This window comes from Halorubrum saccharovorum DSM 1137 (assembly GCF_000337915.1).
GTDB classification, from domain to species: Archaea; Halobacteriota; Halobacteria; order Halobacteriales; family Haloferacaceae; genus Halorubrum; species Halorubrum saccharovorum.
Genome location: NZ_AOJE01000006.1, coordinates 1 through 20,597, shown reverse-complemented (window position 1 = coordinate 20,597; position 20,597 = coordinate 1). Strand labels below are relative to the sequence as shown.

The following is a 20,597-nucleotide window of genomic DNA, read 5'->3' as shown; positions in this document are numbered from 1 at the left end:
TCCCTGCGGTGCTTCCGTCGCCTGCGCGGTCCTCCCGGCTACCCCTTTGAGTCCCGCCCGACCGCGACCGCACCGCACCTCACGCCTCCCCAGCCTCGTCGGTCACTCTCCGCTTCGCTCCGAGTGACCGACTCCCTCGCGCGTGCTGACTCGCGTCCTTCGGACGCTCGCAGGCACGCGCCGACCGCCTCGTTCACTTATAAACGATCGCCACCTACCCCTCGAACCCGTTCTCCGCGACGAGGGCCCGGACGCCGGCGTACGCGACCGCGGCGATACCGACGTAGGCGACCACCAGCGCGGTCGTCGTCGCGTCGGCGCTGTCGATCGCGAGGCGCGCGACCGCGTTGGCGGGGCCGCCGGCCATCGCCGTGGCGCCGCCGAAGAGGACCAGCACCCCGACCGAGTAGAGGAACTGGGCGGCCCGCCGGTCGGGCGCGAGCGCGGAGATGGCGAGCGCGAGCGCGACGACGAGGGCGGTGAGCGCGGTCATCAGGACGAGGATCGAGGGGACGTTGGCGACCGGCGTCCCGTTCGCGCGGAGGAGCAGGAGCCACAGCAGCGCCTGTCCGGGGGCGATCGCGACCGCCGCCAGCGCCTTCCCGTCGACGATCTCGCCGAGCGTGACGGGCGCGACGCGGAGCAGTTCGAAGGTCCCCTCGTCGAGCTCCTCGGTGATCGAGTCGACCACGAGCGACCCCGAGATGAAGACGGGGAGGAAGACTAACACCGGGATCAACACGGTGTACGTGAACGTGAAGTACGGGCTGGTCCCGGTGCGCTCCGGGAGGGGGAGCGGCGACTCGCTCAGGTGTGCGGCCCGGTCGGCGCGCTCCTGTCGCTCGTACGTCCGGAGCAGGTCGCGCAGTTGGACGACGATCACGGTGGTCTCCACCGTGGCGTCCGGAGCGGTCACGGTGGCCGAGATCCCGCCGTCGTCGTTGCGGTTCGCGACCACCACCGCGTCGGCGGCGTTGCGGTCGAAGGCGAGCCGCGCCGCGGCGGCGTCCTCGTAGCGCGTGACCGAGGCGCCGTCGACCTCGCTCGCGGCGCGTTCGAGGTCGCTCACGGCGTCGCCGGCGCCCGCCACCTCGATCTCCGCGCCGCCGAGCGAGCCCGGGTCGTACATCGAGACGAGCCCGACCACGAGGAACGACGAGAACGCGGCGATGAACAGCTGGATCCCGATCGCGAGCAGGATCGTCTTCTCCGCGCGCAGCCCCGACAGCTCCCGGCCGGCGATCGTCAGCCGGCCACCCCGACTACGCATAGACGCGCATCACCCCGAAGTTGTACGCGGCGTGGATCAGCGTCGCCAGCGCCAGCGTCGCGACGTAGTACGTCCGGCTCCGGCTCGCCCCCACCGCGGCGACGGTCGTCGCGAACCCGTGGAGCAGGAGGGGCGCGAATAACAGCCCCGCGATCGCGATCGGCGGGAGCCCCTCCAGCCCCGCCACGCTCCCGAACGCGGCGCGACCGACGTACAGCTCCGTCAGCCCGACCGCTTGCACGACCGCGGTGGCTTTCTCCGCGAGGAAGAAGCCGACCGCGGAGGCGAGCCCGACCGCGACGGCGACCCGATCGGTCCGGGCGAAGGCGCCGCGCTCGAACCCGGCGTAGAGGTGGACGCTCTTCGCGAGCTCCTCGATGAACGCGATGGTCACGAGGAGGACGGGGATCGACACCGTCACTGGTAGCGCGAACAGCAGCGCGACGGCCAAAAGCTCCGCGACGAACACGAAGGGAATCGTGCAGGCGGTGAGGAACCCGACCGGCGCGAGCGCGCGGAGCCGTGCTCGCAGGGTGGCGTCGGAGGCCCCCCGCCCCACCGCCGCGAGCCGCACCGCGAGCGCGTCGAGGAACTTCCGTCCGACCGGCTTCTGGGTGAACATGTCCTCCTCGCGGTAGACGCCGAGCCCGAGCCCGAACAGGAGCGCGGCGCCCACCGCCATCGGGACGGTCGAGAAGAGGATCTCGCCGAGCCCCACCGCCTCGCCCTGCAGGTCGAAGACGACCAGCGTGAGCGGCGAGACGAGCGCCACGGGCGTGACGTTCGTGAATATCGCCGGCACGAACGCGTACGTCGTGAGGAGCACGCTCACCCCGACCGTGACGAACGTGAGCTCCTTGAACGACCGCGCGAACATCGCGCCGACGAACGTCGCCGCGAGGAAGGTCAACGCCACCGGGAGCACGGCGACAACCGACAGCGCCCCCCCGCCGACGGCGACCGCGAGGAGCGTCGTGACGAGCGCCGCGACCGCGACGTACGGCAGCGTCTTCCCCGCGACGATGTCGACCGGCGAGAGCGGCGTGACGAGCAGGGGCTCGCCGCGCCGGTTCGTCCGCTCGTCGAGCACCGACGAGCCGTACGCCTGGATGAGGAAGTTCATCGGGACGAGGAAGACGAACGCTAAGAGGAGCGAGACGAACGGGAAGGGCGGCGAGATCGACCCCGGCGACCCGACCGTGTCGGCGCCGAACGCCGCACCGCCGACCGAGGGGACCGCGAACCCGTCGTTCCCGGCGTCGCTCTCGCCGTCGCCGCCAGCGGTGTCGCCGCCGGAGAGTCCGCCGTCGCCGCCGGTGGCCCCGCCGCTCCCCTCGCCGGAACCGTCACCTCTCCCGCCAGATCCGCCGTCGCTCCTGCTGGAATCGCCGTCGCCTCCGTCGCCGGAACCGTCGCCGCCGGCGCCTCCGGTGCCGGAATCACCGCCGCCGTCATCCCCTCCGAGCGTCGCCCCGTCGTCGAGCCCGCTGGTTCGGCCGACGTACTGGAGCGTGACGGTGATCGGGAACGCAGCGGTCCGGTTCTCCTCGGCGGCCATCAGCCGCTCGTTGTGCGCCTCGACCGCCTCCCGGAACTCGGCCGCCGCGGCCTCGCCCTTCCGCGTGTCGCTGGCGCGGACGGCGACGGTCTCGACCGTCCCGCTCCGCCCGCCGTCGACCACGACGAGGTCGGCCGTGTCGCCGAGTGCGGCGCTTTCGACGGGGACGCGCGTCAGCGCCGGCGCCCCCTCGACCGCGTCCGCGTACGGGGAGTCGCCGTCGACGCCCACGCGGTACACGTCGCGGTCGACGTCGAGCCCGACGACCCCGGCCGCGAGTCCCCCGCCGAGGACGCCGCCGGCGACGAGCAGGAGCGCGAGCGCCGCGAGCAGGGTCCGGCGGTCGACGCCGCCGCCAGCGCGAGCCGTCTCCCAGCGGGCGACCCGGAGGATCCGCCGGAGCCGGTCGATCACTCGGCCCCCTCCGGCGGCTCGGCCGGCCGCTTCGCGTCGCGGTCGTCCGATGCCGGATCGGAGTCTCCGCCGTCCTCGTCAGCCTCGACGGCGTCGACCGCGGCACCGCCGGTGTACCGCCCCGGCATCGGTCGTCCGACGATGTCGAGGAACACGTCCTCCAGGCTCGGCTCTCGGGTCCGGATGTCGACGACCTCGCCGCCCGCCGTGGCGGCGGCCTCGCGGACCGCCTCGACCGCGTCCATCGTCGGTACGGCGGTGCGGAACCGGTCGCCGACCTCCTCGGTCGCGGCGTCGATGTCGTCGAGGGCGTCGATGTCGTCGATATCGTCGATGTCGTCGATGCCGTCGCGGTCGGTAAACGTCTCGGCCAGCGCGTCGGTTCGGGCGGGAGACACGTCGGTGAACACGTGATACGTCGTCTCGCCGTGTCGCTCGCGGATCCCGTCGACGCTTCCCCGGGCGACGATCCGGCCCTCGTTCATCACCGCGACGCGGTCGCAGACGGACTCGACGTGATAGAGGTTGTGCGCGGAGAACACGACGGTCTTCCCGGTCTCGCGCAGTTCGCGGGTGAACGCCAGCACGGAGTTCGTCGTCACCGGGTCGAGCCCGGAGGCCGGCTCGTCGTACACGAGCACGTCCGGGTCGTTGACCAGCGACCGGGCGATGGCGACCTTGCGTTTCATCCCCTTCGACATGTCGCCGAGCCGGCGCTCGCGGTGGTCCAGCTCCAGCCGGTCGAGCGCGGCCTCGATCCGCTCGTCGGCCGCCTCCCGGGGCACGTCGTACAGGTCGGCGAAGAACCGAAGGTACGACAGCGGCGTCATCTCCTCGTACAGCGGCGACTCCTCGGGGAGAAACCCCAACTGCCGGCGCATCTCGGGGTCGTCGGAGGCGAAGCCGGCGACCTCGACCTCGCCGGCGGTGGGGTCGACGAGCCCGGCGAGCACCTTCAGCGTCGTCGTCTTCCCGGCGCCGTTCGGGCCGACGATACCGAACACCTCGCCCTCTTCGACGGAGAAGGTGCTGTCGACGACGGCGGCGAACTCCCCGTACGTCTTCCGCAGCCCCTCCACTTCGATCATGCGCTCGGGTCCGCCGTCGGGCGGGTTAAAGCCACGCCCGCGGCTATCACCCGCGAGAACGCGGCGAGCGATGCGGGCGTCGCGGGAGCGGAGGCGGGAGTTCCGGTCCCGTCAGTCGTCGCCCCACGAGTCGCCGTGCGAGCGGTACCCGTCGAACTCGCCGATCTCGATCTCGCGTTCGATCTCGTCGAGCGTCGTCCCCTCGACCCGGACGATGTGACAGAGGGGGTGTCCGGGGGCTGCGACCGGGTTCTCAAGCGATCCGAGGATCAGCCCGTCGAAGGGGGCCTCGACCGCGTGCTCCTCCGTCTTGAAGTGGTTCGTGATCGTACAGATCGTCTCCCCCTCGTAGACGAGCGGGTAGGGTCCCCACTCCATCTCGACGAGGCCGCCGGTGTCGGCGCGGAGCCAGCGCTTCGTGCTGTCGGCGGCGGTCGACTGGTACCACCCCGGCCAGTGGACCGCTTGGCCGGGCGTGAGCTCGTACTCGGCGAGGACGCTCTCGACCCCCTCCAACGCCTTCTCGATGAGCACGGGCTGGAACCGGTGCGCGCGGCCCATCTCGACGGTGACCGTCGGGATCCCGTCCGCGGTCGCCGTCGACCGGAGCGATCCCTGGTCGCCGGTCCCGTACAACACCACGTTGGTCGCGAACGCCCGCGCGAGACGCCTGACGCCGGGGTCGTCGAGGTCGGCGCGGGCGTGGTAGATCGTCGTCCGATTCCGGGTCGACGTGTGGAAGTCGAGTCCGAGGTCGCACTGCGCGACGAACCGCCGGTAGATGCGGTTCGCCATCCGCTCGGTGGTGTTCGAGCGCTCTTTCCCCGGAAACGACCGGTTCATGTCCTGGTCGTAGATCGGGGTGTCGCGCCGCTGCGCCTCGTAGGCGGGGACGTTACAGACGTGGAGACAGACCAGCGTGCCGTGGATCTCGGCGGGCGAGTAGCGGTCCGCGACCTCCTGGACCACTTTGACCCCGTTGAGCTCGTCGCCGTGGATCCCGGCGGAGAGGAACAGGGTCGGTCCGCCGCCCTTGCCGTTGATTATCGTCACCGGCATCTCGATCGGGTCGCCGAGGTACGTCTCGCCGATCTCGTACCGGACGTGTCGCTTCTCTCCCGGCTCGACCTCGGCGTCGTACCGGAACGGCTCGGGCTCGGATCGCGGGGCCGACTTGGGATCGCTCATACGCCGTGGACGCACGAGGCCGGTAAAACCGCTTGGCCCGTCGGCGGCGGTCCGGCGGTGGTCCGGAACCGGTGGCGGAGCGACGGGCACCCCGCCGATACCCTTACGTCGCCCCTTCGAGAACGGCCTCCGTATGAGCGATCGACGGGGGCTCTCGGAGGGACGCGACGACGCGCCGGACGGTGCCGGCGGGGCCGCCGCGTCCGGTCACCCGGGCGAGCGGACCGAAGATGCCGTGTCTGAGGGCCGGGACGGGGTTGCCGGGAACGGCGGAGACGCCGCGATCGACCCCGCGGTCGCGGCGATGACCCGCGAGGAGCTCCGCACCACGTTCGACTATCAGGTCGAGCGGCTCCGCGAGATCGACAACAAGGCGATCGAGATACTGAAGGCGAACCTGCTGCTCATCGGGATCGTCGTCACCGGCGGCTCGATCGTCGTCCAGACGACGGTGGATCTGGCCGTCTTCCTGAACCCCTTCACCGTGGTCGGCGGTCTCCTCCTGCTCGCCTCGACCGGGCTGGCCGCGGTCACCTACACCGCGTCGGACCTCCGCGGCGGGCTGGATCTCAAGGCCGTCGACGCGGTGATCGCCGCCGAACGCGGTGAGGAAGATGGGAAGGGGAAAGGACCGCAGGGCGCGGGAGACGGCGACCCCGAGTTCGACGAACGGCTCCTCCGGAGCTACGCCGAGTGGATCGACTACAACGCCCGCGTCACCGCGGTCAACGACCTGCTGGCGACGGTGACTGTCCTCCTGATCTTCGTCGCCTTCGTCTACGTGATCGCCGGCGTCGTCGTGGGAGCGGCGGGCCTCACACCGATCGAGTCATGGACCTCGTTCGCCGTTCTCACTGGCCTCTCGGCCGTGTTCACGTGGGTCTCCGCGCACATGGACCACCTCGGTCCCGAGACGACGCACCCGTCGGCGTCGTTCGCGGGGATCCCGATCTCGAAGGGCGGAGACAGACGCCAGGCGTGGTCGTCGCTTCGGGCCATGCTCGGACGGGCGCCGACGGAGGGAGATGAGTTCGGCGCCGCGACGAACGAGACGGAGGCCGAGGGGGAAGTGAACCGCGACGCCGGGGATCCGGAGCGGTAGCGACGCCGGAGATCCGGAGCAGTAGGGGAATCGCGCGGGCGTCGATCACCGCCGAACCAGCGGGTATGCGTGCCGCGAAAACGGAGAGAAAATCTGGTCTGACGGCCGTTACTCCTCTTCCTCTTCTTCCTCGACGGGGCCTCGTTCCCAGACGGCTTTCGCGGAGGTGTCGTTCGGTGCCGTGTGCGAGACGTCTTTCATAGTGTCGCGATCGTTTGCCATCTTGGGGCAGGATAGCGAGGATCTCCGTATTAACCCTTCGTGGAAAGAGATAATGAGACCTGATACCATTTAAGGAATTAATATGTGTTGGCTTATGTACGACGCGAACGTTCGACGGATCGTGAATTACCGGCCTGGTTGCGGCGGCGAATCGACCGGACGTTTCGATCGCGGCGAGAGCGAGTCCGCGTCGACGGTCGTCCGCGAAGGAACGACGCTCGCCGTGGGTCGCGACGTCGGGGCCGCGCCGGCGGTCGCCGCCGAGCGTCTCCGCGACACCCGCGAGTGGCCCGACTGGGGGCCGGCGATCGCCGCCGTCGAGAGTGACGACCGCTACGTGATCCGCGGGACGAGGGGACGGGTCCGCGTCGCCGGCGCGTGGCTTCCGTTCCGCGTGACCGCGTGCAACGGCCGACGCTGGGACTGGCGGGTCGCCGGGGTCCCGGCGACCGGACACCGCGTCGACAGCTACGCCGGCGACCCCGAGCGCAGTCGCGTCGTCGTGGAGGTGCCCTTGGTCGCGGCGTGGTACGCCCCCGTCTGCCGGCGGGCGCTGGATCGGTTCGCGGCGCTGATCGAGTCCTGACCGGGCTCGTCAGCCCCCGTTCAGGTCCGTCCCCCGCTCAGTTCTCGTACCCTTCCTCGAACGGGTCGATGACCCCGCTGCCGGGCTCCTCCTCGTCGCGGGTGAACCCCGGACCCGCCGTCGCCAGTTCGAAGACGAGCCCGTCGGGGTCGCTGAAGTAGATGCTCTTGAAGTAGGTGCGGTCCTTCACCTCGGAGACGCGCACGTCCTGCTCGCGGAGGTGCTCCTGCCACTCGCGGAGCGTCTCCTCGTCCTCGACGCCGAACGCGAAGTGGTGGCCCGCGCCCGGGCCGGGCGCCCCCTGCGAGTTCGGGTACTCGAAGTAGGTGACGTTGGTCCCCGGCTCGCCCTGCGGCGTGGGCGAGAAGTAGTAGTGGGGCGTCCCCGGATCGTCGTAGTTCTGGGTCCGCTTGACCGTGTGCCAGCCGAGAACGTCCTCGTAGAACGCGACGGTCTCGCCCATGTCGGTGCAGATGTTCGTCACGTGGTGCAGTCCGGTGATGGGCGGGGCGTCAGTCATGTTCGTGCGATCGGTTGTCGGGGGGAAAGTTAGTGGTACGGGTAATCGGGGGAAACGAGTCGGGAGCGCGGGTCGCGTCGTCTTCGAACGCGTCGCTTAGAACAGCCCGAGACCCACCGCGTACGGCCACGCGGTGCCGCCGACCGCCAGCAGCGCGAGCGCGGCGCCGGCGCCGTAGACGTTCTTGAGGAAGCTCGTCATCTCGCTCTGCTTCTCCTCTGGGTCGTCCATCGACCAGAAGTCGTGCATCGTCACGGCGGAGACGAGCAGGAAGACGGCGAGCGCACCGGCCGCGAGCACGGGGAACGCGCCAGCGGCGACGCCGAGCCCGCCGAGCACTAAGACGAGCCCGGAGGCGACCACCGAGAGCCGCGGCGCCGGCAGGCCCTTGAACTCGGCGTAGCCGGCCATGGTGTCGACGTCCATGAAGTGGTTCAGCCCCATGAACGCGAGCGTGACGCCGAAGAGGATCCGGCCGAGCAGGAACAGTTCGCCCGCGAAGGGGGTGTCGAATTGAAGCGGTATCGTTGCGATTTCAGCTAACATCGTGTAACCACATATACGGACGTAACCTATTTATCGTTTCCCGGACAATAGGGTAAGTAGGTAACCCCGATGTCATCGCAGGAGCTCGCCGAGACGGAACCGGCGGAAACGACCGACGCAGAGCCCGGCACGGACACGTCCTCTGCCCCCGACACGCCGTGTCCCGTCGTCGACTCGCTCGAACAGATCGGCTCGCGCTGGCGGCTCGTCGTCCTCCACGAGCTGTTGAACGGCGAGTCTCGCTTCAACGAGCTGAAACGCGAGACGGACGCGAACGCCCGGACCCTCTCGCGCGTGCTCGACGACCTCCAGGAGACCGGCTTCGTCGACCGCCGGTTAGAGGAGGACTCGCCCGTTGCGACCTACTACAGCCTCACGCCGAAGGGCGAGTCGCTGGCGCCCGTCTTCGAGGAGATCGACGAGTGGGCCCACGAGTGGCTCGCCGAGTGCAGCGGGTAGCCCGCGCGGCGAAACGCACAGGGCCCTCCACCCCGTACAAGTTCGCGTGTACGCCGGCCTGAAGAACACCCCCTGTTGCCTGTGCGGCCGCGACGACACCCACACCCGGATCGCGGTGCCGCCGCGGGCGCTCCGGCTCATGGACAACGGCGGGCCGATCTCGTGGCGCGACGTGGTCGGAACGGTGACGCTCCGATTCTGCGCCGACGACTGGGACCTCGTGACCGATCTGGCCGTCGAGATGGACACCCACCCGCTCTCGCGGTGTAACGCGGCGCACGTCTCGCTCGACCTCCGCGAGGACCACGAGGCGCTGCTGTCCGCGACGAAGGCCGAGACGGACCAGACGGAGTTGGAGGCGCGGCTCGAATCGGAGGCCGAGGCGGCGCTCGACGCCGTCGACGACCCCTACACCGAGGAGCGCGACGTGGTCGAGGCGATCGTGGTGTTACGCGCGCTGGAGGAACTCGGCGTGCGGGACTCGCCGGGCAACGCCGCGGCGGTCGCGAACGACGACTGACTTCGTCGTCTCACAGAGGAACGAGGAGGAAGCCCACGGCTTCAGCCGTGGGAGGAATCCGACCACCTGACCTCGAACCCGTCGAGCCCCTCCGGTTCCTCGTCGGTCGCGTCCACGTCGTCGACGTCGGCCGCCTTACTTCCCGTCTCGCACCACGCGACCATCTCCTCGACCGCCGCTTCCGGCCCCTCGAAGACGGCCTCGACGCGTCCGTCGTCGAGATTGCGCACCCAGCCGTCGACGCCCTTCTCTCGGGCGGTGTCGCGAGTCGTCGCGCGGTAGTAGACGCCCTGCACGCGCCCCGAGACGTACACGTGTGCTCGCGTTCGGTCGGTCATCGGTGACCCCTGCGTCCGCCGCCCTGTTAAGCGTCGCGGGGGTGAGTTCGAGCGTCGCCGTCCGCCGACGACCCGCAACCGACGACTTCTAACGAACGCCGGCCGATACCGGAGGTATGGACTTGTTCGGAACCGCGGGGATCCGCGGCAGCGCCGAGGCCCGCGTTACGCCGGAGCTCGCGCTGGCCGTCGGCCGAGCGGTCGCGGCGGAGGTACGAGCGGCTAGCGAGGGGAAACAGACCGCCGAGGTTGTCCTCGCCCGCGACGGGCGCGTGACGGGTCCGGCGATCGCGGCCGCGATGGAGTCGGGGCTCGCCTCCGGCGGTGTCCGGGTGCTCCGCGCCGGACGCCTGCCGACGCCGGCGCTCGCGCACGCCTCGCAGGGACGGTACGGCGTGATGCTCACGGCCTCGCACAACCCGCCGACCGACAACGGGATCAAGCTGTTCCGGGACGGCAGCGAGTTCGATCGCGAGGCGGAGCGCGCCGTCGAAGAGCGCGTCGCGGGCGAGGGGCCCCCCGCGGCGTGGGACGAGTGGACCGAGTCGGAGCGCGTCGACACCCTCGGCGGCTACCTCGACGCGGTCCGCGCGTACGCGGAAGGGTTCGGAGACGACCTCGACGGCCTGCGAGTGGCGGTCGACTGCGGGAACGGCATGTCCGCGCCAGCGACTCCGACCGTCCTGCGAGAACTCGGCGCAGAGGTCGTCACGCTCAACGGGAACGTCGACGGCCACTTCCCCGGCCGCGGGAGCAAGCCGACCCCCGAGACTCTCCGGGACCTCCGGGCCTTCGTCGCCGACGCCAACGAGGGCGTCGAGCGCCCGGGCCGCGCGAGTGTGGACGACGATGGCGACGTCGGCGACACCGAGGGGTTCGCCTTTGGCGTCGGCCACGACGGCGACTCCGACCGAATCGTGATCGTCGACGCCGACGGCGACGTGGTCCACGAGGACACCGTGCTCGCGCTGCTCGCCGAGCGGTACACCCGCGAGAGCGACGCCGCCGACCCGGTGGTCGTGACGACGCCGAACGCCTCGGGCCGGATCGACGAGCGCGTCCGCGAGGCCGGTGGACGGGCCGACCGCGTCCGGCTCGGCGCACTTCACGAGGGGATCGCGGCGATACGAGCGGAGGCCGCCCCCGGCGACGACACCCGCGTCGTCTTCGCCGCCGAGCCGTGGAAGCACATCCACGTCGGCTTCGGCGAGTGGATCGACGGTGTCGCTTCGGCGGCCGTGATCGCTCGGCTCGTCGCCGAGTCGGGGCTTGACGCGCTCCGCGCGCCGATCACGGAGCGCCCGTACCGCAAGGTCAGCGTCGACTGCCCGGACGAGGCCAAACCCGACGTGATGGAGCGATTGGGATCGACCCTTCCGGACGCCTTCCCAGGCGCGACGGTCGACACCGACCACGGGGTGCGGCTGGAGTTCCCGGACGCCTCGTGGGCGCTCGTTCGACCCTCCGGTACGGAACCGTACGTGCGAGTTTACGCCGAAAGCGACGAGGTCGACGAGCTGATCGCGGGCGTCCGGGCGGTCGTCGAGGACGCGGTGACCACCGTCGGCGGCGGCGAGTAGCTGTCCGCGGCGGCGAGTAGCTGTCCGCACCGGCGGGTAGCTGTCCGCACCGGCGAGTAGCTGTCCGCACCGGCGGGTAGCTGTCCGCACCGGCGGGTAGCTGTCCGCACCGGCGAGGGGGTGACGTTCGCTCCCCGAAAACAGCCCGATCGTTCCTGATACACCACGAACATGTGCACGATTCCCGGTCGATCGCGGCGGATCGGGGAAATTTTCCCCGCGGTATCACGCGAACGTGCAACAACAGGACCGAGAGAGCGACGAATTTATGCCGCGGACCCGCCCCGTTGTAGGTGACATGGCATCCGACTTCGATCGGCGGCGGTTCCTCAAGGCGGCAAGCGCGGCGGGACTCGTTGGCCTCGCCGGCTGTAGCGGCGGCCCGAGCGGTGACGGGTCCGACGGCTCCGACGGTAACACCTCGGACGGGTCGAACGGTTCCGACGGATCGGACGGTTCGGACGGTTCAGACGGTTCGGACGGCTCCGACGGTTCGGACGGCTCCGACGGTTCGGACGGCTCCGACGTGCCCGCCACGGTCGGCATCGTCTACTCCGACGGCGGCCTCGGTGACAACTCGTTCAACGACGCGGCCAAGCAGGGCATCCTCGACGCCGAAGAGGAGTTCGGCATCGAGTACGCCGAGTCGGAACCGGACGGCACCGGCGAGTTCGGACAGTACCAGCAGCGCTACGCGAACTCGACGGATCCGGACTACGACCTAGTCTCCTGTATCGGGTTCAACCAGGGCGACGCGCTCACCGAGACCGCGCCGCAGTTCCCCGACCAGGACTTCATGGTCGTCGACACCGCGGTCGACGAGCCGAACGTCGCGAACTACCTCTTCCGCGAGCACGAGGGCTCGTTCCTGATGGGCGTGCTCGCCGGGAACCTGACCGAGACCGACTTCTCTGCGGGCGCGGGCGCGACCGCTCCCGACTCGACGAACGTCGGGTTCATCGGCGGCGTCGACAGCCCGGTCATCCGCCGGTTCCAGGCCGGCTTCGAGGCCGGCGTCGACTACGCGTCCGACGACGTCGACGTCACCACGAGCTACGTCGGCAGCTACGCCGACCCCTCGGGCGGGCAGGAGCAGGCGCTGTCGATGTACCAGAGCGGTGCCGACATCGTCTACCACGCCGCGGGCGCGACGGGTGTCGGCGTGTTCCAGGCGGCACAGGACGAGGGCCGGTTCGCGTTCGGCGTCGACCAGGACCAGTCGGTCACCGAGGACTCGTTCGCGGACGTGATCCTTGCGTCGATGGTGAAACGCGTCGACACCGCGGTGTACGAGTCGATCTCGAACGTCATCGACGACAACCACCAGGGCGGCGAGTCGGTCTTCCTCGGACTGGAGTCGAACGGCGTCGAGTGCGTCTACGGACAGGAGATCGGCGATCAGGTGCCCGACGACATCGTGACCGCGGTGGCGGACGCGCGCGAAGAGATCATCGCCGGGAACATCGACGTGCCGGAGACCACGAGCAACTGAGCGCAAGGAGACGACTTTTTCGGACGATCTGATCGAACGAACGACAGTCCAGAGGTCGTCAGTCCGGAATCCGCGCTCTTTTAGGCTCCGGCACGGAGTTACGGGTGAATGAACCCGGCGGTCCACATGGACGGCATCACGAAGCGATTCCCCGGGGTCGTCGCGAACGACGACGTGGATCTCGCGGTGGAGCGCGGGAGCGTCCACGCACTGCTCGGCGAGAACGGGGCCGGTAAGACCACGCTGATGAACGTGTTGTACGGCCTCTACGAACCGACCGAGGGGACCGTCTTTCTCGACGGCGAGCCGCAGTCGTTCGACTCGCCGCGCGACGCGATCGACGCGGGCGTCGGCATGATTCACCAGCACTTCATGCTCGTCGACCCGATGACGGTGTGGGAGAACGTCGTCTTGGGCAACGAGCCGAGGACGTGGGGCGGGCTTCGAGTCGACGAGGCCGCCGCCCGCGAAGCGGTCGTCGACCTGAGCGAGCGCTACGGCTTCGACGTGGACCCCGACGCCCGGATCGAGGACGTCTCGGTGGGCGTCCAACAGCGCGTCGAGATCCTGAAGGCGCTGTACCGCGGTGCCGACGTGCTCATCATGGACGAGCCGACCGCGGTGCTCACCCCGCAGGAGGTCGAGGACCTGTACGACGTCTTCGAGGAGCTGACCGATCAGGGGAAGACGATCATCTTCATCTCGCACAAGCTCGGCGAGGCGCTGTCGGCGGCCGACGATATCACGGTCCTCCGCGACGGAGTCAACGTCGGTACGGTCGCGTCCACGGACGTGACTCGCGAGGACCTCGCGGAGATGATGGTCGGTCGGGAGGTGCTGATGGAGCCGGCGACGACGCCGCAGGAGCCGGGCGACAAGGTACTAGAGGTGACCGACGTCCACGCCGACGACGACCGCGGCGTCGAGGCGGTCTCGGGGATCTCCTTCGAGCTCCGCGCGGGCGAGGTGTTCGGTATCGCCGGCGTCGACGGCAACGGCCAGTCCCAGCTCGTCGAGGCGATCACCGGGATGCGGGAGCCGACCGACGGGGAGATCACCTACCTCGGCGAGGCGATGGCCGGCGAGAGCCGCCGCGAGCACATCGATCGCGGGATGGCCTTCATCCCCGAGGACAGGCAGGAGCGGGGGTTGGTCATGTCGTACGACCTGACCGAAAACGGGATCCTCGGGAGCCAGCACGACCCGCCCTTCGCCGAGGACGGCCGGCTCGACTGGCGGGCGTCCCGCGACCACGCGGAGTCCGTGATCGAGCAGTACGACGTGCGCCCCCCGGACGCCGACGCCGAGGCGGAGTCGCTCTCCGGCGGGAACCAGCAGAAGTTCATCGTCGGTCGGGAGTTCGAGCGCGACCCGGACCTGGTCGTTGCGATGCACCCGACGCGCGGGGTCGACATCGGCTCCACGGAGTTCCTCCACGACCGCCTGCTCGAACTGCGGGCGGAGGGGAAGGCGGTGCTTCTGGTCTCCTCGAAACTCGACGAGGTTCAGGGGCTCTCCGACCGGCTCGCCGTGATCCACGAAGGGGAGTTCTCCGGGGTCGTCGACCCCGCCACGGTGACCGAAGAGGAGATCGGCCTGCTGATGGCGGGCGAGACGCTCGCCGACGACTCCGTCGAGGGGGCCGCCGTCCACGACGCCGGGACCGACCTCGGCGAGGCCGGCGATGAGGAGGTGGACGCGTGAGTCGCTCCGACGCCGGGGATGACGACGGAACCGGCGCCGGCCGGATACCGCAGATCGCGAGTCGACTCATCGCTCCGTTCGTCGATCGGTCGGTCGCCGAACGGCTGCTGATAAGCGTCGCCGCGATCCTGCTTTCGATCGCCGTCGGCTTCGTCATCGTGCTCGTCTCCGGGCGCATCGCCGAGTGTTCCACCGCGGCGTGGACGATGCCGCTCACCGGGATCGGCTTCTGTTACGACCCGGTCGAGGTGTACCTCGTCCTGTTCAACGGCGCGCTGGGCTACCCGTTCGCGGTCGGCGAACCGGGGCTGTTCAACCCCGACTGGTCGCCGTTTAACCTCTCGTTCGCGCTGACGCTCTCGGAGACGACGCTGCTCATCTTCACCGGGCTCTCCGTCGCGGTCGCGTTCCGCGCCGGGCTGTTCAACATCGGGACGCAGGGCCAACTGGTCGTCGGGGGGCTCGCGACCGCGCTGACCGTGCTCGCCGCGGCGCCGCTGCTCCCGGCCGGACCGATCGCGGGCGTCGCGCTGATCGCCGTCGGGATCCTCGCGGGCGCCGTCGGCGGCGGCTTCTGGGGCGCGATACCGGGCGCGCTGAAGGCCTACACCGACGCCAACGAGGTGATCACGACGATCATGCTCAACTTCATCGCGGCGAACGTCGCGTACGTGCTCGTGTTGGAGGTGTTCCGCGCCGAGGGCTCCTCGGTGGTCGCCACCGAATACGTCCCCGAGTACGCCCAGTTCCTCCCGTGGTTCTTCCCGGGGTCCAGCGACTTCGCGCTTGTGGCGCTGCTCGTCGGGTTCGGGTTCATCGCCGGGCTCTACTACCTCGTCGAGCACACGTCGTTCGGCTACGACCTCCGCACCAGCGGGGTGCAGGCGGCCGCCGCCGAATACGGCGGCGTGAACGCGAAGCTCACGACCGTGAGAGCGATGACGCTCTCGGGCGCGATCGGCGGCGTCGGCGGCGCCGTGTGGGTGCTGATGTCCGAGGGGCGGTGGATGGCGTCGGTCCCCTCGCTCGGGTTCGACGGGATCACCGTTTCCATCCTCGCCGGGAACAACCCGCTCGGCGTGTTGCCGGCGGCGTTCCTCTTCGGCCTGCTGAAGGGCGGCGCCCTGGAGATCGGATTCCGCACCGACGTGCCGACGGAACTCGTCGGCGTGTTGCGCGGCCTGATCATCCTGTTCGTGGCCATGCCGGAGTTCTTCCGGATGATCGGCCGCTACACCGGCCTCGGCTCGCGAGGTCCGAGCGGGCCGGACGCCGGGGGCTCGGGCGGCGCGGAGCCGGCCGACGACGCGGCCGCCGTCGAGGGGGGTGAGACCGATGCGTAACCCGCTCGCGGACGTGTCGATTCCGGTCCTCGACGATCTGATCAAGTCCGACTACGTGCGGTCGCTCGTCGTGGGCACCGTCGGGGTGCTCGGCGCGCTGCTGGTGCTCGGGACGCTGTTCCCCGAGTCCGTGGCGGGCGACCTCTCGGGGATCGTCTTCTCGACGAGCACCGCGGCGTCGACGGCGCGACTGGCGGCGCCCATCGTTCTCGCCGGGCTCGGCGGTATCTTCGCCGAGAAGTCCGGGGTCATCAACATCGGCCTGGAGGGGCTGTTGATCATCTCGGCGTTCGTCTCCGTCTACGTCTCCTCGGTCGTCGGGATCGGGAACGCCGTGCTCGGCGTGCCCGCTATTTGGGTCGGCTTCCTCGGCGGAATCGCGGCGTCGACGGCGCTTTCGTTAGTGTTCGGTATCGTCTGCATCGAGTTCCAGGCCGACCAGATCATCGCGGGACTCGCGGTCTGGCTCATCGCGCTCGGACTCGCGCCGTTCATGTCGACCGTGTTCTTCGGCGGCGTCAACACGCCGAACCTCGGCGCCAGCGTCGGCTGGAAGTACTCCGCCGTCATGGTCGTCGTCGCGACGCTGGCCTCCTGGTGGGCGCTGAACCGGACCGCGTTCGGGAAACACCTCCGGGCGGCCGGCGAGAACCCGAAGGCGTTGGACACCGTCGGCGTCTCGGTCTCGAAGGTGCGTCACGCCGGCGTCCTGCTGTCGGGCGTGCTCTCCGGCGTCGGCGGCTCCGCGCTCGCGCTCTCGATCGGCCAGTTCATCGGCTCGGGAGAGACGATGGTGCAAGGGAAGGGGTTCATCGCCATCGTGGCGTACCTGTTCGGCAACTACAACCCGATCGGGACGCTCGGCGCGGGCGTGTTGTTCGCCGGGCTCGACGCGGTCCAGATCCGGCTACAGCAGCTCGGCTACGCGATCCCCGACACGCTGGTCCAGACGATCCCGTACGTGGTCGTCATCCTGGTGCTCGCGTTGGTCGGCCGGACCCGTCTGCCCGAGGCGGCGGGCGAGCACTACGAGACCGAGGACTGAGGCGGCGCGGTCCGCTCGGCGATCCCCGGATCTGTCCCGCTTCGCGTCGGCGACCTCGCCGCCGTCGTCCGATCCGGTCGATCCAGTTGCTCCGGTCGATCAGGCGGACCCGGTCGATTCGGTCGCTCCGGTCGCTCAGTCAGCGTGGTCGCGGATCACGCTCGCTGCCTCCGTCACGGGGCGCTCCGACAGCTCGGCGAACGGGACGTCGACGGCCTCCACGTCGACGCCTTCGAGCCGGGCGATCTCGGCGACGTGACCCGGCGAGTCGATGGCGGCGATCGTCTCCTCGACCGACTCGGTCGAGCGACCGTACCACGCGGCCAATTCGCCCGGGCCGATCCCCTTGTCGTAGGCGACGGCGAGCATCAGTGCGGCGGTCGTCCGCCCCCTGCGAACCTCCGAGAGCCAATCCCGGAGCCGGTCCGTGTCGACGTGGTCGAGCCCGGTCATACGCGATCGAACGGGCTCGCTCGAAATAAAACGGGCCCCGGACGAGGGCGGACGCGCCGCCGCCGCTCGGCGCTCCGGCCCGTCAGTGTCGGTCCGAAAGCGACCGAAACGGGAACAAAGAGTTTTGCCACAGGGGCGACCACGCACGTGGTATGAGCATCGACGAGTACGACGTCGTCGTGGCGGGCGCCGGGACCGCCGGCTGTTACGCGGCCGCGACGATCGCGAACGAGGGGCTCGACGTCGTCATCGTCGAGCGGAAGGACGCGGAGGAGGCCGGGCACATCGCCTGCGGCGACGCGCTGAAGGGCGCAGACGCCTTCCCGGAGGCGATCCCCAAAGACCGGCTGGAGCCGGCGTTCACGAACACGGGCGTCGACCACGGGCGCTTCGAGATCCCGCAGGAGGACACGGTGCTGGAGATCCCCGTCCCGGGCGAGCTCGCCGTCATCGACCGCTGGGAGTACGGCCGACGGATCATCTCGGGCGCCGAGGACGCGGGCGTCGAGTTCCACTACGACACCGTGATCAACGACGTGACCCAGACGGAGGGGGGCCGGGTCACGGGGCTGCGCGCCAAGCGGAATGGCGACCCGGTCACCTACGAGGCCGACCTCGTCATCGACGGCGCCGGCGCGCTGTCGCTGTTACAGGACAAGGCGGACTTCGAGGGGACGACGTTCGACACAAACGTGCGCTACTCGCAGTTCTGCTCGGCGTACCGCGAGATCGTCGAGGTGCCGGAGCCGGTCGAGTGGGACGACGCCTTAGTGTTCAAGGCGACCGACCGCGCCGCGGGCTACCTCTGGTACTTCCCGCGGACGAGCACGGAGATCAACGTCGGGCTCGGCTTCCAGATGAACGAGGAGCCGATGCAGCTCGTCGAGGCGCTGAAACGCGACCTCCGGAACCGCTCCGAGTTCGAGGGTGCCGAGGTCAGAGACAAGCTCGGCGCCGCGCTGCCGACCCGCCGCCCGTACGACTCGGCGGTCGCGCCGGGGTACATGGCGGTCGGCGACGCCGCGGGCCACGTCAACCCGACCACCGGCGGCGGCATCGCCGGCGCGGCGTACGCGGGCAAGTACGCGGGCGAGCAGGCGGTGAAGGCGGTCTCCGACGGCGACGTGAGCGAGGAGAACCTCTGGCGGTACAACACGCGCGTCATGGACCACTTCGGCGGCCGGTACGCCGGTCTCGACGTGTACAACGTCCTCTCGACCGCGGTCGACGTGGACGACCTGATGGGGTTGCTCGCGGCGCTGCCGGGCGAGAAGCTCGCGGAGGCGCTGTACGAGGGGTCGACCTCGATGTCGTTCGGCCTGAAGCTGAAGGCGGCCGTCAAGAGCTTCGGCTACTGGGGGACGATCCGGAACTTCTACCAGACGAAGACGCTCGCCGACGAGCTGCTCGACCACTACGACGCGTACCCGACCAGCCCCGCCGCGATGGCGAACTGGACCGGCGAGCGCGACGCGATCATGGACCGGATCTACGAGACGACCGGCGCGGACGCGAAGTACTGAGTCGGACTCGTAGCATCTCTCTTGACCTCCGAGTCCCGTCGGACGCTCCGTTCGATCCCGTCTTCGAGGGCTCCGAAAGCGACGAACCATCGAGCCGTATCGGTCGGATCGGGCGCGAACAGCTGCCACGACTGGTCCACATCGACGGAATTCAGGGCGGCGGGATCGCATCGGTCCGGAGGGGGCGACGACGCGCTCGACGGCGTCCCAGACGGGTGTCTGGAAGAACGTGAGGAACCCGACGACGATGGGGAAGCGGCCGACCCGTATCGTGACCGCCACACCGAGGTGCATTCCGACGACCAGCGAGGCGAGCACGGCGCGCGGAGTGCCGGTGACCGGAAGGGTGAACTGAGACGGGTCCGTACGTCAGCCAAGCGATGCCCACGGAGATCCCGGACGACGAGGCGGTCATCCTCTTCGACGGCGTTTGCAATCTCTGTAGCGGGTTCGTACAGTTCGTCATCCCTCGCGACACGGAGAGGAAGTACCGCTTTGCCTCCCTCCAATCCGATGTCGGCCGGGCGCTGCTGGCCGAACACGACCTGCCGACCGACGAGCTCGAATCGGTCGTCCTGATCGAGGACGGAGAGAGCTACGAGAAGTCGTCGGCGATCATCCAGATTGCGACGGGACTGGGCGGACTCTACCGGATCCTCTCGCCGTTCCGGTATGTCCCGCGTTCGATCCGCGACCGGGTCTACGACTTCGTCGCCGAGCACCGATACCGATGGTTCGGCAAGAAAGACCGGTGCATGATGCCGTCCGGAGACGTCGAGTCGAGATTCTTGGAGTGAACGAACGCCTTCGTCGGCCGACTCCAGAGGGGTTCCGTGGCAGAGACGCCCCCCGCGTCTCGCGCGGCTCTCGGACAGCTCTTTGAATCCGGAGGACTCTCCGTGGTCGATGCGAAACGACGGCTCCTACGCGTCTCCGCCGTCGCCAGCGACCTCGCCGTGCACCGCGCGCTCGACCGCCGCTTCCAGGCGCTCGCGGGTGCGGTGGCTCGACTCGGCGTCCGTCCGTACCTCGATCAGGTGCGAGCCGTTCGCTTCGCGAGCGCGCCGGTACGCCTCGGTGAGGTCCGCGACGGCGCCCGCGGCGGACTCCCCGGGGCCCGGACGCGCGTCGATCCGAGCGTACGCCAGCCCGTGGAGGTCGGCCAGCGGCTCGAACTCGATGCCGTGCGGCGTCTTGAACGACTCCGTGAACTCCGGCTCGAAGGACTCGATCGGGAGCTTATGAAAGATCCCGCCGCCGTCGTTGTTGATCAGCACGACGGTCGCGTCGACGTCGCAGCGGTCGAGCGCGAGCAGGCCGTTGCTGTCGTGGTACAGCGCCAGGTCGCCGACGACGAGGGTGAGGTCGTCGGTCGTCGCCGAGCCGGCGCCGAGCGCGCTGGAGACGATCCCGTCGATACCCGAGACGCCGCGGTTGCCGAGGGCGGTGACGCTCGTGGTCGTCGGCTCGACGAACCGGTCGAGGTCGCGGACGGGCATGGAGTTGGAGACGAACAGCGTCGCGGGGTCGGGGAGCGCGTCGGTCACCGCGCGGAGCGCGTCGCCCTCGTGGAAGGGGAGGGAGTCGTCGGCGTCGAGGGCGTCCGCCTCTGTCTCCCGGCCGTGAACCTGTCTCTTATACACATC

Annotated in this window: 20 protein-coding genes; 11 read left to right on the top strand and 9 right to left on the bottom strand. The window is 69.6% G+C overall.

Annotated features, from left to right (window positions below; all coding sequences use genetic code 11):
• Positions 1–214: 214 nt before the first annotated feature.
• From C471_RS01085 to C471_RS01070, 4 genes are all read right to left on the bottom strand, one after another.
• The gene (locus tag C471_RS01085) at positions 215–1,270 is read right to left on the bottom strand and encodes an ABC transporter permease (protein WP_004045908.1); all 1,056 of its coding nucleotides are present in this window, start codon (positions 1,268–1,270) and stop codon (positions 215–217) included.
• Complete coding sequence (locus C471_RS01080) at positions 1,263–3,242, bottom strand: ABC transporter permease (RefSeq protein ID WP_004045907.1); 1,980 nt, start codon at positions 3,240–3,242, stop codon at positions 1,263–1,265. The genes C471_RS01085 and C471_RS01080 overlap by 8 nt, the downstream gene beginning before the upstream one ends.
• Entirely contained in the window at positions 3,239–4,330 is a 1,092-nt protein-coding gene (locus C471_RS01075) for an ABC transporter ATP-binding protein (RefSeq protein ID WP_004045906.1), read from the bottom strand. The genes C471_RS01080 and C471_RS01075 overlap by 4 nt, the downstream gene beginning before the upstream one ends.
• A gap of 111 nt (positions 4,331–4,441) precedes the next feature.
• Entirely contained in the window at positions 4,442–5,518 is a 1,077-nt protein-coding gene (locus tag C471_RS01070) for a succinylglutamate desuccinylase/aspartoacylase family protein (RefSeq protein WP_004045905.1), read from the bottom strand.
• 133 nt (positions 5,519–5,651) lie between these two features.
• Between C471_RS01070 and C471_RS01065 the strand changes: the two genes are divergently transcribed.
• Complete coding sequence (locus tag C471_RS01065; protein WP_004045904.1) at positions 5,652–6,620, top strand: hypothetical protein; 969 nt, start codon at positions 5,652–5,654, stop codon at positions 6,618–6,620.
• A 316-nt stretch (positions 6,621–6,936) separates the two neighbouring features.
• Positions 6,937–7,428 carry an SRPBCC family protein gene (locus C471_RS01060; RefSeq protein WP_004045903.1) on the top strand — a complete coding sequence of 164 codons (492 nt, stop codon included), beginning with the start codon at positions 6,937–6,939 and terminating at the stop codon, positions 7,426–7,428.
• Between the two features lie 37 nt (positions 7,429–7,465).
• Here the strand turns inward: C471_RS01060 and C471_RS01055 are convergent, their stop codons facing one another.
• Positions 7,466–7,948 carry a VOC family protein gene (locus C471_RS01055; RefSeq protein ID WP_004045902.1) on the bottom strand — a complete coding sequence of 161 codons (483 nt, stop codon included), beginning with the start codon at positions 7,946–7,948 and terminating at the stop codon, positions 7,466–7,468.
• Positions 7,949–8,044: 96 nt separating this feature from the next.
• A complete protein-coding gene (locus C471_RS01050) occupies positions 8,045–8,494 on the bottom strand; it encodes a DoxX family protein (protein WP_004045901.1) in 450 nt (149 codons plus the stop codon).
• A gap of 69 nt (positions 8,495–8,563) precedes the next feature.
• Here C471_RS01050 and C471_RS01045 point away from each other — a divergent pair, with 69 nt between their 5' ends.
• Both C471_RS01045 and C471_RS01040 read left to right on the top strand, forming a co-directional pair.
• Positions 8,564–8,953, top strand: a complete 390-nt coding sequence (locus tag C471_RS01045; protein ID WP_004045900.1) for a winged helix-turn-helix transcriptional regulator — start codon at positions 8,564–8,566, stop codon at positions 8,951–8,953.
• A gap of 46 nt (positions 8,954–8,999) precedes the next feature.
• Positions 9,000–9,473, top strand: coding sequence for a hypothetical protein (locus tag C471_RS01040; protein ID WP_004045899.1), 474 nt, complete (start codon positions 9,000–9,002; stop codon positions 9,471–9,473).
• Between the two features lie 41 nt (positions 9,474–9,514).
• On the opposite strand, the gene C471_RS01035 is transcribed toward C471_RS01040, so the two are convergent.
• A complete protein-coding gene (locus tag C471_RS01035) occupies positions 9,515–9,811 on the bottom strand; it encodes an acylphosphatase (RefSeq protein WP_004045898.1) in 297 nt (98 codons plus the stop codon).
• 116 nt (positions 9,812–9,927) lie between these two features.
• Here C471_RS01035 and C471_RS01030 point away from each other — a divergent pair, with 116 nt between their 5' ends.
• From C471_RS01030 to C471_RS01010, 5 genes are all read left to right on the top strand, one after another.
• A complete protein-coding gene (locus tag C471_RS01030) occupies positions 9,928–11,391 on the top strand; it encodes a phosphoglucomutase/phosphomannomutase alpha/beta/alpha domain I (protein WP_004045897.1) in 1,464 nt (487 codons plus the stop codon).
• A gap of 298 nt (positions 11,392–11,689) precedes the next feature.
• Positions 11,690–12,883, top strand: coding sequence for a BMP family lipoprotein (locus tag C471_RS01025; protein ID WP_004045896.1), 1,194 nt, complete (start codon positions 11,690–11,692; stop codon positions 12,881–12,883).
• 108 nt (positions 12,884–12,991) lie between these two features.
• Positions 12,992–14,587 carry an ABC transporter ATP-binding protein gene (locus C471_RS01020; RefSeq protein WP_049908905.1) on the top strand — a complete coding sequence of 532 codons (1,596 nt, stop codon included), beginning with the start codon at positions 12,992–12,994 and terminating at the stop codon, positions 14,585–14,587.
• Positions 14,588–14,631: 44 nt separating this feature from the next.
• On the top strand, positions 14,632–15,930 hold the full coding sequence (locus C471_RS01015) for an ABC transporter permease (protein WP_193366103.1): 1,299 nt from the start codon (positions 14,632–14,634) through the stop codon (positions 15,928–15,930).
• Positions 15,923–16,975 carry an ABC transporter permease gene (locus C471_RS01010; RefSeq protein WP_004045893.1) on the top strand — a complete coding sequence of 351 codons (1,053 nt, stop codon included), beginning with the start codon at positions 15,923–15,925 and terminating at the stop codon, positions 16,973–16,975. The genes C471_RS01015 and C471_RS01010 overlap by 8 nt, the downstream gene beginning before the upstream one ends.
• Before the next feature lie 135 nt (positions 16,976–17,110).
• Here C471_RS01010 and C471_RS01005 read toward each other — a convergent pair whose 3' ends face one another.
• Positions 17,111–17,428: a hypothetical protein gene (locus C471_RS01005; protein ID WP_004045892.1), complete on the bottom strand. Its 318-nt coding sequence runs from the start codon at positions 17,426–17,428 to the stop codon at positions 17,111–17,113.
• 152 nt (positions 17,429–17,580) lie between these two features.
• Here C471_RS01005 and C471_RS01000 point away from each other — a divergent pair, with 152 nt between their 5' ends.
• Both C471_RS01000 and C471_RS00995 read left to right on the top strand, forming a co-directional pair.
• Positions 17,581–18,951 carry a geranylgeranyl reductase family protein gene (locus C471_RS01000; RefSeq protein ID WP_004045891.1) on the top strand — a complete coding sequence of 457 codons (1,371 nt, stop codon included), beginning with the start codon at positions 17,581–17,583 and terminating at the stop codon, positions 18,949–18,951.
• 380 nt (positions 18,952–19,331) lie between these two features.
• Entirely contained in the window at positions 19,332–19,748 is a 417-nt protein-coding gene (locus tag C471_RS00995) for a thiol-disulfide oxidoreductase DCC family protein (protein WP_004045890.1), read from the top strand.
• A 126-nt stretch (positions 19,749–19,874) separates the two neighbouring features.
• On the opposite strand, the gene C471_RS00990 is transcribed toward C471_RS00995, so the two are convergent.
• Positions 19,875–20,597, bottom strand: a 723-nt coding sequence (locus C471_RS00990) for a thiamine pyrophosphate-dependent enzyme (RefSeq protein ID WP_004045889.1), incomplete at its 5' end; no start/stop codon positions are given.